This window comes from Streptomyces sp. NPDC096132 (assembly GCF_044763345.1).
In the GTDB taxonomy this organism is placed as follows: Bacteria; Actinomycetota; Actinomycetes; order Streptomycetales; family Streptomycetaceae; genus Streptomyces.
Genome location: NZ_JBIWGA010000005.1, coordinates 285,449 through 298,283 on the forward strand (window position 1 = coordinate 285,449; position 12,835 = coordinate 298,283).

Genomic DNA, 12,835 nt, shown 5'->3' on the forward strand with positions numbered 1-12,835 from the left:
TTCGGATCATGGACTGGCTGAAGAAGCTTCCCGGCGTCGGGCCGTGGGTCACCCGCCTGATGGCCACGCACGCGTGGCGGTCGTACGAGCGACTGGACCGCGTCAAGTGGACGAGGCTCGCCGCCGCGATGACGTTCATCAGCTTCATCGCCCTGTTCCCGCTGCTCACCCTGGCCGCCGCGATCGCCGCCGCCACCCTCAGCGAGTCCCAGCAGCAGGAACTCCAGGACAAGATCGCCGACCAGGTCCCCGGCATCTCCGACCAGCTCGACATCCACGGCCTCGTCCAGAACGCCGGCACCGTCGGACTCATCGCCGGCGCCGTGCTGCTGTTCACCGGCATCGGCTGGGTCGGCCAGATGCGGGACTGTCTGCGCGCGGTGTGGGAACTGCCCGACCAGGAGGAGAACCCGGTCCTGGACAAGGCCAAGGACGCCGGCATCCTGGTCGGCCTCGGCGGCGCGGTCCTGGCCACCCTCGCCATCTCCACCGTCGCCTCCGCCCTGGTCGGCCGGATCATCGACGCGCTCGGCATCGACAAGGGAGGCTGGGGCGGCACCCTGCTGCGGATCGCCGCCTTCACCATCGCGGTCCTCGCCGACTTCCTGCTCCTGCTGTACGTGCTGACCCTGCTGCCCGGAGTCGAGCCGACCCGCCGCCGGCTCCTCGTCGCCGCGCTGATCGGCGCGGTCGGCTTCGAACTGCTGAAGCTGCTGCTGAGCGGCTACATGCAGGGCGTGGCCGGCAAGAGCATGTACGGCGCGTTCGGCGTGCCCATCGCCCTGCTGCTGTGGATCAACCTCACCTCGAAGCTGGTCCTGTACTGCGCCGCGTGGACGGCGACGGGCAGCGCCCCCGACAACCCCCTGGACGAGGACGTCAGCGACGACGGCGTACCAGATCCGGCAGCGGCCAGCGGCGGTTGACCACGAACGCCCCGGCGGCCAGCAGCACCAGCACCCCGCCGGCGATCGCCAGCGCCGTCCACATGCCGCGCGAGCCGTCGTCGGCCACGGCCCCCGCCACCGGCTGCTGCGAGGTGCCGCCCTGCCCGGCCTTCGCGGACTCCCCCGAGGAGGGGTTCGCGCCCGGCTGCGCACTGGCCTGCCCGCTGGCCTGCGGGCTGGGAGCGGCGCCCTTCGGCGGGACCAGCTCGCCCACCGGCGTCACCTTCCCGGCCGCCGCGAAGCCCCAGTCGAACAGCTTGGCGGTCTCCTTGTAGACCTCGTTGTGCTCGCTCTTCTCCGGGTTCATCACCGTGACGAGCAGTACCCGCCCGTCGCGTTCGGCGACGCCGGTGAAGGTGGCGCCCGCGTTGGTGGTGTTGCCGTTCTTCACGCCCGCGATGCCCGGGTACTGCGTGACGTCGTAGTCGCCGGCCAGCAGCCGGTTGGTGTTCTGGATCTCGAAGGTCGAGCGGACCTTCTTGCCCTTCTTGTTCTTCTTGGTCTCGCCCGGGAACTTGGCCGAGACCGTCGAGCAGTACTCCCGGAAGTCCTTCTTCTGCAGCCCCGAGCGGGCGACCAGCGTCAGGTCGTACGCGGAGGAGACCTGGCCGGGCGCGTCGTAGCCGTCCGGGGAGACCACGTGCGTGTCGAGGGCCTGGAGCTCCTCGGCGTGCTCGTTCATCTCCTTGACCGTGTTGGCGACACCGTCGTTCATCGCCGACAGCACGTGCACGGCGTCGTTGCCGGAGCGCAGGAACACACCCAGCCACAGGTCGTGGACCGTGTACGTCTCGTTCTCCTTTATGCCGACCAGGCTGGAGCCCGACCCGATGCCCTCCAGGTCCTTCGGCTCCACCTTGTGCGTGGTGGTCCTCGGGAACTTCGGCAGCAGGGTGTCGGCGAACAGCATCTTCATCGTGCTGGCCGGGGGCAGCCGCCAGTGCGCGTTGTGCGCGGCGAGCACCTCGCCCGACTCGGCGTCCGCGACGATCCAGGACCGCGCGGTGAGGTCCTTCGGCACCACCGGCGCGTCGCCCGCGAGCGCCACCTGCGTCCCGGCCTGCCCGAGCCGGGCGCCACCGACGGTGGACATGTTCGCCGGGGGAGTGGCCGACGGGGACGCGCTCGTGGAGGCCGACGGCGACGCGCTCGTGGAGGGCGACGGCTTGGGCGCGGCGAGGGCCACGGGCGCGGTCAGCGCGAGGGACGTGAGGGACGCTGCGGTGACCAGCAGGGATCGCCTGACGGTCTGGTTCATGGGTGCGGGCACGACGGAGAACGTACCTGGCAGGCGACGGGAAGTCCCACCGCCCTCCCCACCCCGGTCATCGAACCGGACACGCGGCGGCGATACTGAACGCATGAAGCTCAGCCGCCCCCTCTCCTGGTTCCTGCTCGCCTTCGGGGTGTGGAGCTGGGTCATCTGGGTCACTTTCGTCAAAAACCTGGTCAAGGACAGCAGCGGGCTCGCGTTCGACGACGGCGACCCCACGGCGTACTTCTGGGTGCATCTGACGCTCGCCGTCGTCTCCTTCGTATTGGGGACGGCCATCGGGGTCATCGGGTTGCGCGGTCTGCGCGCACTGGGCCGGACGTCATAGCCGATGCTGATCGTCTTCCTCCTGCTCGCGCTGACGGTGCTGGTCGGCGCCAACTGGTACCTGTGGCGCCGTCTGTTCCGCGACACCACCCGCGGCCCCGGCCGGGTCCGCCGCGGCGGCGCCGTGCTGATCGCGGGCGGCTGGGTCCTGGCGGTCGGCGCGCTCGTCGCCGAACGCGGCGGCGCTCCCTTCTGGCTCCAGCGCACCCTGGCCTGGCCGGGCTTCCTGTGGCTCGCGCTGTCGATCTACCTGCTCCTCGGTGTCGTCGTCGGCGAGGTCGTACGACCGTTGCTGCGCCGCTTTTTGGAGAAGCGGGCGAAGCGGGCGCCCGTCGAGGAGCCCGTGCCGCAGCCGGTGCCGGTGGGGGCGCCCGCCGAGGAACGGCCGGAATCGACCGGGGAGTCGCAGCCCCCGTCCGCCCCCTCGCGGCGTCTCTTCGTCTCCCGGGTCGTCGGGGGCGCCGCCGCGGCCGTCGCCGTCGGGACCGTCGGCACCGGCACCTACGGCGTCCTGCGGGGCCCGAAGGTCAAGCGGGTCACCGTCCCGCTGGCCAAGCTCCCACGTGCCGCCCACGGCTGCCGGATCGCGGTCGTCAGCGACATCCACCTGGGCCCGGTCCTCGGCCGGGGCTTCGCCCAGAAGGTCGTCGACACGATCAACGCGACCCAGCCCGACCTGATCGCGGTCGTCGGCGACCTGGTCGACGGCAGCGTGAAGGACCTGGGACCGGCCGCCGCCCCCCTCGCGCAACTGAAGGCGCGCCACGGCAGCTTCTTCGTCACCGGCAACCACGAGTACTTCTCCGGCGCCGAACAATGGATCGAGGAGGTCCGCCGGCTCGGCATCGACCCCCTGGAGAACGCCCGCACCGAACTCCCCTGGTTCGACCTGGCCGGAGTCAACGACATCGCGGGCGAGAGCGAGGGCCAGGGCCCCGACTTCACCCGCGCGCTCGGCGACCGGGACACCACGCGCGCGTGCGTGCTCCTCGCCCACCAGCCCGTCCAGATCGACGACGCCGTACGCCACGGCGTCGACCTCCAGCTCTCCGGCCACACCCACGGCGGCCAGCTCTGGCCCGGCAACCTGATCGCCGGGGCCGCGAACCCGACCCTGGCCGGCCTGGAGCGCTACGGCGACACCCAGCTGTACGTCTCCCGGGGCGCCGGCGCCTGGGGGCCGCCCACGCGCGTGGGGGCGCCCTCGGACATCACGGTGATCGAGCTGGCCTCGAAGCAGACCTGACCCTCCCTCAGGTGCTGTGAGAAAGCTGTGAAACCCGGCCGAAACAACCGCTCGGTAAGTTCTTTCTCATCTAGTCAGAATTGCCTTCCGTCACACAAAACACTTGTGGTTAGGTGATGCCCGCCACACAAGGGGAGTGGCTTTCTGTGTAGTACTGGGCCTTCTTGTGGCCCGGGGAGGGCAGGGCATCACCATGCGCTCGGTTCGCATGCGGATCCTCGTGACAGTGCTGGTTCTCGCGGTCGTCGGGGTGGGCGGCTGGCAGCTGCTGCCGTCGAAGGACGACAACGGAGCCACCATCACGGTGGGGACCACGGACACCATCACCTCACTCGACCCGGCGGGCGCCTACGACGCCGGCTCCTGGGCGTTGTTCAGCAACGTCTTCCAGTCGCTCCTGACCTACGAGCCGGGTGGCGTCTCACCCGTGCCGGACGCGGCCAAGCGCTGTTCCTTCGAGAAGGCCAGCCTGACGACGTACACCTGCGAGCTGCGCGACGACCTCACCTTCCCCAGCGGCCGCAAGGTGACCGCCCAGGACGTGAAGTTCTCCTTCGACCGGGTCAAGAAGATCAACTCCGACGTCGGCCCGTCCTCCCTGCTCTCCACCCTGAAGTCGGTGGACGCCAAGGACCTCGAGGTCACCTTCCATCTGTCCTCCCCGGACGCCACCTTCCCGTTCAAGGTGGCCACCGGCGCCGGCTCGATCGTCGACCGGACCCGCTACCCGGCGGACGACCTGCGCACCGGCACCTCCGTCGACGGCACCGGCCCGTACACGCTGACGTCGTACACGAAGGGCAAGCAGGTCGACCTGGAGCCCAACTCGCGCTACCGGGGCGCGGTGAAGACCGGCTCGCCGATCGCACTGCACTACTACGCCGACCCGGACGCCCTGGAGAAGGCGTGGAAGGCCAAGGACATCGACGCGGCCACCCGCCAGCTGCCGCCCGCCACCCTCGCCGCCCTCAACGCCAGCGACCCCGACCAGCGCGTCAGCGAGGCCGACAGCTCCGAGACCCGCAACCTGTACTTCAACACCCGCTCCTCCTCGCCGCTGCACTCCGCGAGCGTCCGCAAGGCGATGGCCTGGCTGATCGACCGTGAACAGCTCGCCGCGACCGTGTACGACGGCACCGTCGAGCCGCTGTACTCGCTGATCCCGGCCGGCCTCACCGGCCACACGACCTCCTTCTTCGACACCTACCCGGACCAGAACTCCGAGAAGGCCCGCAAGCTCCTGGAGGAGGCGGGCGTCAGCATCCCCGTGAAGTTCACCTACGGCTACGGCCTGGGCAGCGGCGCCGCCGCGGCCGAGGCGAAGGAACTCAAGCGCCAGCTGGAGGCCAGCGGGCTGTTCGAGGTGAACGTCAAGGGGTACGAGTGGACCGACTTCCAGAAGCGCTGGGCGGGCGGAAAACTCGACGCGTACGCCGTCGGCTGGGTCGCCGACTACCCCGACCCGGACACCTACGCGGGCCCGCTCGTCGGCACCGACTCCACCATGAACACCGGCTACAGCAGCAAGACCGTCGACCGGTACATCCGCGACAGCCAGCAGTACGCCGACCGCAGCCAGGTCTCCGAGGACTTCAAGAACCTCCAGCAGGTCGTCGCCGACGACGTGCCGGTGATCCCGCTGTGGCAGCGCAAGGAGTACGTCGTCACCAACGCGGACGTCGGCGGCGGCCAGTACCTGGCGGACGGCAACGGCGTGTTCCGGCTGTGGGCGCTGGACTGGATCTGATCCCTCCCCCCACCGGCCCGTGAGAGCGACCTCACGGGCCGTCCGACGGGCGGATTCGCGCACCGGGGCATGCGCCACCGCGACACCGGGCAGTCACCCGACGGGGTCATATGGCGGAGGTGTGCGCGGGGTGAGGAGCAGACGTGCTGAGACGCAACTCCTTCCGGCTGCCCCGGCATCCGGCGTCCGTCGGCCTGGCCCGGCGCCGGGTGCGGGACCATCTGGCGGACTGGGGGCACGGCCCGGACGACCGGGCGCTGGGCGACGCGCTGCTCGTGGTGTCCGAACTGGCCACCAACGTCGTACGCCACGGACCGCTGCTGGAGCGGGAGTTCGAGGTGGCGGTCACCGCGCTCGCGGACGGCTCCTGTCTCATCGAGGTCTCCGACGAGGACCGCTCCGAACCCCGGCCGCGGACGGTCGGCGAGTGGGAGGAACACGGCCGCGGCCTGCACCTCGTGGAACACCTCGCCACCGCCTGGGGCGTGTGGAGCAGAGGCCGCCACGGCAAGACGGTGTGGGCCCTGGTCACCACCTAGGGGGTGTGGTGAAAGTCCCGCACAGCACCCACGGCGCCCGGCACGCTCCCCCACTCTCGGCTTCGCTCGAGCGGGAGGTACCCCCACCGCCGCACCGGCCAAAGGCCCATGTAGCTCCGCTACGAGGACCTTCGCCCGGCACTCCCCCAGCCTTCGGCCGGGGGGACCCCCAGGGCACGCACCGGACACCGCGGGCACCGCACGGGACTTTCACAACACCCCCTAGCGGCAGCGTCTCAACGGCACGCCGTCGGACGTGCGGGCAGTTCCACCGTCACCCCGAGGCCCTTGCCCGGTGCCGTTCGTACGCTCACCTCGCCGCCGTGGGCCCGGACCACGCCCTGCACGATCGCCAGCCCCAGCCCGCTGCCCGCCCCGCCGCCCGCGCGGTAGAAACGGTCGAACACCCGCGCCGCGTCCTCCGCCTCCAGCCCCGGCCCCTCGTCCTCCACCGACAGCCGTACGACACCGTCCGCGCGCTTCGCCCCGAGCCGCACCGGCACCCCGGCGGGCGTGTGCGTGCGCACGTTGGCCACCAGATTGCCCAGCACCTGCCGCAGCCCCGACTCGTCGGCCTGCACCAGCAGCGCCCCCTCCGCGTCGACGACGACGGGCCGGTCGGGCTGCAGCGCCCGCAGGTCCTGGGCCGCGTCCCGCACCAGCCGGCTCACGTCCACGTTCCGCAGCCGCAGTTCGGGCCGCTGGTCGAGGCGGGCCAGGGTGAGCAACTCGTCGACGAGCCGGCCCATCCGGTCCACCTCGCCGTTCATCCGGTCCCAGGCCCGCCTGCGCTCCTCCGGCTCGCGCAGCATCCCCTGGTCGTACAGCTGGAGATAGCCGCGGATCGCCGACAGCGGGGTGCGCAGCTCGTGCGAGGCGTCGGCGACGAAGCGGCGCAGCTGGGCCGCGCTGCGCTCGCGCGTGCGGTACGCCGTCTCCACCTGGTGGAGCATCGAGTTCAGGGCCAGCCGCAGCTGTTCGACCTCCAGGGTGGCCTCCCGGCTGGAGGGCACCCGCCGGGTCAGATCGCCCTCGGCGATCGCCGACGACGTCTCCACCATGTCCTCCAGCGGCCGCATCCGCCGCCGCACGCTGAACAGCGTGAGACACGCGAGCAGCGCCAGCAGCAGCGTGCCGACCGCGAGGTCGAGCTTGAGGGCCTTGGCGATGCCCTGGTGCAGGGCCTCGGTGGAGGTCGCCATCAGGATGTAGGTGCCGTCCCCGAGCCGGCTGCCCGTGACCCGGTACGCCGCGCCGTGCATGCGCACGTCCTGCGGGTCGGGGGCGAGGGTGAGCGCGCGCGGGTCCCGGACGGCGGCGGCGAGGCCGGTCTGGGCGGAGGTGGGGGTGACACCGAGAATGGGCACCGCCCGGCCCTCGGTGTCGACGGCGGCGAACACCGTGTCCGGTGTGGGCTGTGTGTCGCTCTGCTCGGGCGTCATCCGGTCCCGGAGGAAGTCCAGCACCGAGAGCGAGTCGAGGTCCCGCAGGGTGATGCCCGTACCGGCCAGCGAGTCACGGGTCTTGAGCAGTTCCGTGTCGACCTGGTCCACCAGGTAGTGCCGCATCCCCATCAGACTGACCGCGGTCGCCGCGATCACCCCGATCGCGAGCAGCGCCACGTTCGCCAGCGTCAGCTTCACCCGCAGCGAGTGCAGCCCACGCCCGCACCGCAGGGCCCGCAGCCTCCTCATGCCAGTCCGTACCCCACGCCCCGCCGGGTGGTGATCACCGGCGGTCCCAGGGCGTCCAGCTTGCGCCGCAGATAGCTGATGTAGGTCTCGACGATCGTCGACTCCGGCGGGGTGTGCTCGTACTGCCAGACATGGCGCAGGAGTTGCTCCTTGGGCACGATCCGGCCGCCGTTGCGCACGAGGAAGCGCAGCAGCGCGTACTCCGTGGGGGTCAGCTCGACCGAGCGGCCCGCGCGGTGCACGCTGTACGTCGTCTCGTCCAGCTCCAGGTCGCCGTAGGTCAGCGGCGGGCGCTGCGGCAGGACGTCCGCCGGGCGGGTCCGCCGCAGGACCGCGGTGATCCGGGCGACGACCACGTCGATGTCGAACGGCTTGGTGATGTAGTCGTCGCCGAAGCCGAGCGCCCCGACGATCTCGGCGGGCGCGTCCCGCGCGGTGAGGAACACCAGCGCCAGGTCGGGTCTCTGCGCGCGCAGTTCCTTCCCGAGCGCCCGCCCGTCGCCGTCCGGGAGCATGACGTCCAGCAGCGCCACGTCGGGCCGGGTGCGCCCGGCGAGGGCGAGGGCCTCGCGGACCGTGCCCGCGATCATGACCTCGAAGCGGTGGTAGCGCAGCGCGATGGCGAGGACGTCCGCGATGCTCGGCTCGTCCTCCACGACCAGCACGGTGCCGGGGGCCGTCGACATGCCCCCAGTATCGGCGGGCCCACCGACAACCGGGCCCGGTTCCCGCTTTGGAGTTCCTTGAGAGTCATGGCCCGTCGATGTCCACGCGCGCGTGCCGCCGCCAATCCTGGTGCCCAGGACCTGGGGGACCCGTCGACTGTGATGAGGAGTGGCGATCGTGGCGGCATTGGCACGCTGGTGCTACCGGCATCGGCTGGTGGTCCTGTTGCTGTGGGTGGGGGCGCTGTTCGGCCTGGGATTCTCGGCCTCGACGGCGGGCACGGACTACGCGAACGTCTTCTCCCTCCCCGACACGGACTCCAAGAAGGCGTACGACCTGATGGAGAAGGCGTTTCCCGCGAGCGCGGGCGACACCGACACCGTCGTCTGGAAGGTCGACGGGGGAACGGTCCGCGACCAGGACGTACGGTCCCGGATCCAGCCCGCGCTCGACGAGATCGCGGCGATGAAGGGCGTCGGCGGGGTCACCGGCCCGTACACGGACCAGGGCGCGGCGCAGATCAGCGGCGACGGGAGGATCGCGTACGCCCAGATCACCTTCGCCGACCAGGCGAACGCCGTGCCCAAGGAACTCGTCCAGGACGTCGTCGACACCGCGCAGGGCGTCGAGGGCGACGGCCTGGAGGTCGAGCTGGGCGGCCAGGCGATCCAGCGCGTGCAGGAACCGCCCACCGGCCTCGCCGAGATGGTCGGCCTGGTGGCGGCCGCGATCGTGCTGTTCCTGGCCTTCGGCTCCCTCTTCGCGATGCTGCTGCCGCTCGCCGTGGCGGTCTTCGGCGTCGGCACCGGCCTGTTCTCCACCCAGCTGCTCAGCCATGTCACCGACATCCCCGACCTGGCCCCGCTGCTCTCGTCCCTGATCGGCCTGGGCGTCGGCATCGACTACGCCCTGTTCATCGTCACCCGGCACCGCAAGGGGCTGCTGCGCGGCGCGGACCCCGAGGAGTCCGCGGTCATCGCCCTCAACACCTCCGGCCGCGCGGTGCTGTTCGCGGGCGGCACGGTCTGCATCGCCCTCGCCGGCATGCTGGTGACGAACCTGCGCTTCCTCGACGGCGTCGTCATCGGCACCTCGCTGACGGTCGTCCTGAGCGTCCTCGCGGCCACCACCCTGCTGCCCGCGCTGCTGGGCTTCCTCGGCCCGCGCGTCCTCAGCCGCAGGCAGCGCAAGCGGCTCGCCGCGCAGGGGCCGGAGGCCGAGACGGTGAGCGGACTCTCGGCGCGCTGGTCGGCGGGCGTGCAGCGCCGGCCCCGTACCGTCGCCGCGCTCGCGCTGGTCGTCATGGCCGTCCTCGCGCTGCCCGTGCTGTCGCTGCGCCTGGGCGCCACCGACCAGGGCAACGACGACGCGTCCACCACCACCCGCAAGGCCTACGACCTTCTCGCGGAGGGCTTCGGACCGGGCTTCAACGGCCCGCTCCAGGTGGTCGTGGACGGCACCGACACCACCGCCCTCGTCAAGGGCATCGAGGACACCCCGGGGGTGGCCCGGGTGGCCGCGCTGCCGCCCGCGCAGGGCGTCACCGTCATCCAGGTGGTGCCCACCACCTCACCGCAGTCCGAGGAGACGGACACCCTGATCGACCGGCTGCGCGACGACGTCGTCCCGGCGGCCGGGGCCGAGGCGCACGTCGGCGGCGTCACGGCGGTCTCCAAGGACTTCGCGACCGTCACCGGCGACCGGCTGCCCCTCTTCATCGCGACGATCATCGGCCTGGGCTTCCTGCTCCTGCTGATCGCCTTCCGCTCCCTGGTGGTGCCGCTGACGGCCGCCGTGATGAACCTGATCGCGGCCGCGGCCTCCTTCGGCGTCCTCGTCGCCGTCTTCCAGTGGGGCTGGGGCCTGGAGCTGCTCGGCCTGGGCAAGGAGGGCCCGATCAACGCCTTCCTGCCCGTCATCATGCTCTCCCTCCTCTTCGGCCTCTCCATGGACTACCAGGTGTTCCTGGTCAGCCGGATGCACGAGGAGTGGGTGCACACGAAGGACAACGCGCGCGCGGTGCGTGTCGGCCTGGCCGAGACCAGCCGGGTCATCAACTCCGCCGCCCTCATCATGGTCTGCGTGTTCCTCGCGTTCGTCCTCAGCGGCGACTCGGGTGCGGCGATGGCGGGCGTGGGCCTCGCGGCGGCCGTCGCCCTGGACGCGTTCATCCTCCGTACGGCCCTGGTGCCGGCCGCGATGCACCTCCTCGGCGCCTCCAACTGGTGGCTGCCGGCCTGGCTGGAGAAGCGGCTGCCGCATCTGGCGGTGGAGCCGAAGGAGGAGCCCGAGGAGAGCGCCGCGGCGGGCGGCCCGTCCTCCGCCGTCCACGGCTTCGTCCGGGACGAGTCCGGCGACCCGGTCGAGGGCGCGTCCGTCGTCCTCATGTCGAAGGGCGGACGCCGACTGGACCACGTCACGTCCCTCGCCGACGGCGCCTACATCCTCTCGGTCCCGGCACCGGGGACGTACCTGCTGGCGACGACGGCACCCTCGTACCCCTCCCGCGCCCGCCAGGTGACCGTCGCGGACGAGCCCCTGGTGTTCGACGTGGAGCTCTCGGAGATCCCGGAGGCGACCGAGGTGAACTGACGCCGGGGTTACCTGGCCCGCTTCTTCGGATCCGGCAACGCGTTCGTCATCCCCGGCAGGAAGTCCGTGAACAGGTCGTGGATCTCCAGGACGAGGGGCCGCAGGACGCGGAAGCGGGCCAGGGACACACCCCGTGCGGTGAGGCGCGCGCCTCGTTCCGCGAGGCGGTAGCTGCGTTCGCGGCCCTCCGTGCGGTCGTAGATCCAGTACATGACGAGGCCCATCTGGGAGAGCCACATCAGCTCGGGCAGCACCTCGCGCAGTTCCTCCGGCACCTTCGCCTTGGAGCCCGCGAGCACCTCCTTGTGGACGGCGATCGCCTCCACGCGCGCGTGCTCCGACTCCGCCGAGAAGGGGCTGAGGGGGCTGTCCGGGTCGGCGGCGTTCTTGAAGAACTGCACGGCGAACTCGTGGTACGGCGTCGCCACGTCCAGCCAGACCCGCAGGACGCCCGCCATGCGCGCCTCCAGGCTGGTCTCCCGCGCCAGGATGTCGCGGACCGCCTCGCGGTGTTCGGCCGCGAGACGGTCGTAGAAGCCCTGGATCAGCCATTCCTTGCCGGCGAAGTAGTAGTAGGCGTTCCCCACGGAGACGCCTGCCTCCTGGGCGATGGCCCGCATCGTCGTCTTGTCGTAGCCGCGCTCCTGGAACAGCCGCATCGCCGTCTCCAGGATCAGGGCGCGGGTCTGCTCGGACTTCGAGCCGGTCGTGGGGGCCGGCTCGTGGGGCTCGGGCGGGGGAGCGGCCTCGGCGGGACCGTCGTTGTTCGCGGACACGGCCAGAGCCTAACCAGTGGAGCAGGCCCCGTCGGCACAGCCGGGTGGGGTGTAGGTCCAGCCCCGGTGCCGGTCGAAGGACCAGCCGTCGGCCGCGTGGTACGCGCCGCCGCCCCAACCGCCGTTCTTCTTCCGGGCCCCGCGCCACTTGGCGGCGGCCAGGACCGCGCCCTTGGCGAGACCCGCCCCGGCCGGTGTGCTCAGCCGGTGGGCGAGCGCCCGGTGCTCGCGCAGCGCCCACAGGGTGACGATCCAGGCGGCGGTGCCCCGGTAGACCTGGCCGCCGTCGCCGACGACGGTGATCTCCTCCAGGGTGGCGCCGTGGTCCAGCCCGGGGAAGCGGGCGGCGGCCTCCGCGGACCCGGCCGCGACCGGCTCCAGCGGGACGAGCTGCGGCTGTCGGCCCAGCCAGTCGCGGACGAACGTGCACAGGGAGCAGTCGGCGTCGTAGAGGACGGTGAGCCGGCGGACCGGGACGCCGGCGGCGTCCCGGTGACCGTGTGCCTCCGTGGTCGTCACGGTGGTCACGCCCCGGCCGACGGGGCGGTCCAGGCCTGCGGCTCGACGGGCGGCACCTGCTCCCGGGCCAGCATCCCGCGCCGCCGGATCCGGTTGAGCACGTACACGTTGCCCAGGTGCATCGCGCCGAGCACCAGCAGCACCACGCCGAGCTTGGCCGACAGGACCTCGAAGATCTCGCGGGTGTCCTCGATGAGCCGGTTCGGGTCGCTCAGGAAGAGCGCGACGAAGCCGAGGTTGACGAGGTAGAAGCCCACCACCAGGAGGTGGTTGACGGCATCCGCGAGCTTCTCGTCGCCCTTGAGCACGTCGGCGAGGAAGACCCGTCCGTTGCGGCTGAGGGTCCGGGCGACCCAGACGGTCAGACCGATGCTGACGACCAGGTAGATGACGTAGGCGATGACGGTGAGGTCCATGCGTCCCCCTTGTTGAACGCGTTCAAAACGCTGACAGGGATGACTGTAGCTCAGTTTTGAACACGTTCAAGAGGTGGGAGTGTGGGACCTGCG

General features: G+C 71.3%; 12 protein-coding genes. 6 read left to right on the top strand and 6 right to left on the bottom strand.

Features of this window, described 5'->3' with window-relative positions; genetic code table 11:
• Positions 1 to 8: 8 nt before the first annotated feature.
• The gene (locus ACIRF9_RS14440) at positions 9 to 926 is read left to right on the top strand and encodes a YihY/virulence factor BrkB family protein (protein WP_403820583.1); all 918 of its coding nucleotides are present in this window, start codon (positions 9 to 11) and stop codon (positions 924 to 926) included.
• Here ACIRF9_RS14440 and ACIRF9_RS14445 read toward each other — a convergent pair.
• Positions 880 to 2,217: a D-alanyl-D-alanine carboxypeptidase family protein gene (locus tag ACIRF9_RS14445; RefSeq protein WP_403820585.1), complete on the bottom strand. Its 1,338-nt coding sequence runs from the start codon at positions 2,215 to 2,217 to the stop codon at positions 880 to 882. The two genes, ACIRF9_RS14440 and ACIRF9_RS14445, sit on opposite strands and share 47 nt — an antisense overlap.
• A gap of 91 nt (positions 2,218 to 2,308) precedes the next feature.
• Between ACIRF9_RS14445 and ACIRF9_RS14450 the strand changes: the two genes are divergently transcribed.
• The 4 genes from ACIRF9_RS14450 to ACIRF9_RS14465 all read left to right on the top strand — a co-directional run bounded on the left by ACIRF9_RS14450 (position 2,309) and on the right by ACIRF9_RS14465 (position 6,079).
• Positions 2,309 to 2,548 (top strand): SCO4848 family membrane protein, encoded by a 240-nt coding sequence (locus ACIRF9_RS14450; RefSeq protein ID WP_403820587.1) that lies wholly within the window; start codon positions 2,309 to 2,311, stop codon positions 2,546 to 2,548.
• A 3-nt stretch (positions 2,549 to 2,551) separates the two neighbouring features.
• On the top strand, positions 2,552 to 3,793 hold the full coding sequence (locus tag ACIRF9_RS14455) for a metallophosphoesterase (RefSeq protein ID WP_403820589.1): 1,242 nt from the start codon (positions 2,552 to 2,554) through the stop codon (positions 3,791 to 3,793).
• Between the two features lie 208 nt (positions 3,794 to 4,001).
• On the top strand, positions 4,002 to 5,540 hold the full coding sequence (locus ACIRF9_RS14460) for an ABC transporter substrate-binding protein (protein ID WP_403820592.1): 1,539 nt from the start codon (positions 4,002 to 4,004) through the stop codon (positions 5,538 to 5,540).
• 143 nt (positions 5,541 to 5,683) lie between these two features.
• Positions 5,684 to 6,079: an ATP-binding protein gene (locus tag ACIRF9_RS14465; RefSeq protein WP_403820595.1), complete on the top strand. Its 396-nt coding sequence runs from the start codon at positions 5,684 to 5,686 to the stop codon at positions 6,077 to 6,079.
• Between the two features lie 236 nt (positions 6,080 to 6,315).
• Here ACIRF9_RS14465 and ACIRF9_RS14470 read toward each other — a convergent pair whose 3' ends face one another.
• Positions 6,316 to 7,773: a sensor histidine kinase gene (locus ACIRF9_RS14470; RefSeq protein WP_403820598.1), complete on the bottom strand. Its 1,458-nt coding sequence runs from the start codon at positions 7,771 to 7,773 to the stop codon at positions 6,316 to 6,318.
• On the bottom strand, positions 7,770 to 8,459 hold the full coding sequence (locus ACIRF9_RS14475) for a response regulator transcription factor (protein ID WP_403820601.1): 690 nt from the start codon (positions 8,457 to 8,459) through the stop codon (positions 7,770 to 7,772). The genes ACIRF9_RS14470 and ACIRF9_RS14475 overlap by 4 nt, the downstream gene beginning before the upstream one ends.
• 166 nt (positions 8,460 to 8,625) lie before the next feature.
• Between ACIRF9_RS14475 and ACIRF9_RS14480 the strand changes: the two genes are divergently transcribed.
• Positions 8,626 to 11,031, top strand: a complete 2,406-nt coding sequence (locus tag ACIRF9_RS14480) for an MMPL family transporter (RefSeq protein ID WP_403821214.1) — start codon at positions 8,626 to 8,628, stop codon at positions 11,029 to 11,031.
• Between the two features lie 8 nt (positions 11,032 to 11,039).
• On the opposite strand, the gene ACIRF9_RS14485 is transcribed toward ACIRF9_RS14480, so the two are convergent.
• The 3 genes from ACIRF9_RS14485 to ACIRF9_RS14495 are packed head-to-tail and all read right to left on the bottom strand — an operon-like array spanning position 11,040 to position 12,742.
• Positions 11,040 to 11,807 (bottom strand): TetR family transcriptional regulator, encoded by a 768-nt coding sequence (locus tag ACIRF9_RS14485; RefSeq protein ID WP_403820603.1) that lies wholly within the window; start codon positions 11,805 to 11,807, stop codon positions 11,040 to 11,042.
• A 9-nt stretch (positions 11,808 to 11,816) separates the two neighbouring features.
• The gene (locus ACIRF9_RS14490) at positions 11,817 to 12,335 is read right to left on the bottom strand and encodes a thiol-disulfide oxidoreductase DCC family protein (RefSeq protein ID WP_403820606.1); all 519 of its coding nucleotides are present in this window, start codon (positions 12,333 to 12,335) and stop codon (positions 11,817 to 11,819) included.
• Positions 12,332 to 12,742 (bottom strand): hypothetical protein, encoded by a 411-nt coding sequence (locus tag ACIRF9_RS14495; RefSeq protein WP_403820609.1) that lies wholly within the window; start codon positions 12,740 to 12,742, stop codon positions 12,332 to 12,334. Before ACIRF9_RS14495 ends, ACIRF9_RS14490 begins: the two co-directional genes overlap by 4 nt.
• Between the last annotated feature and the right edge of the window lie 93 nt (positions 12,743 to 12,835).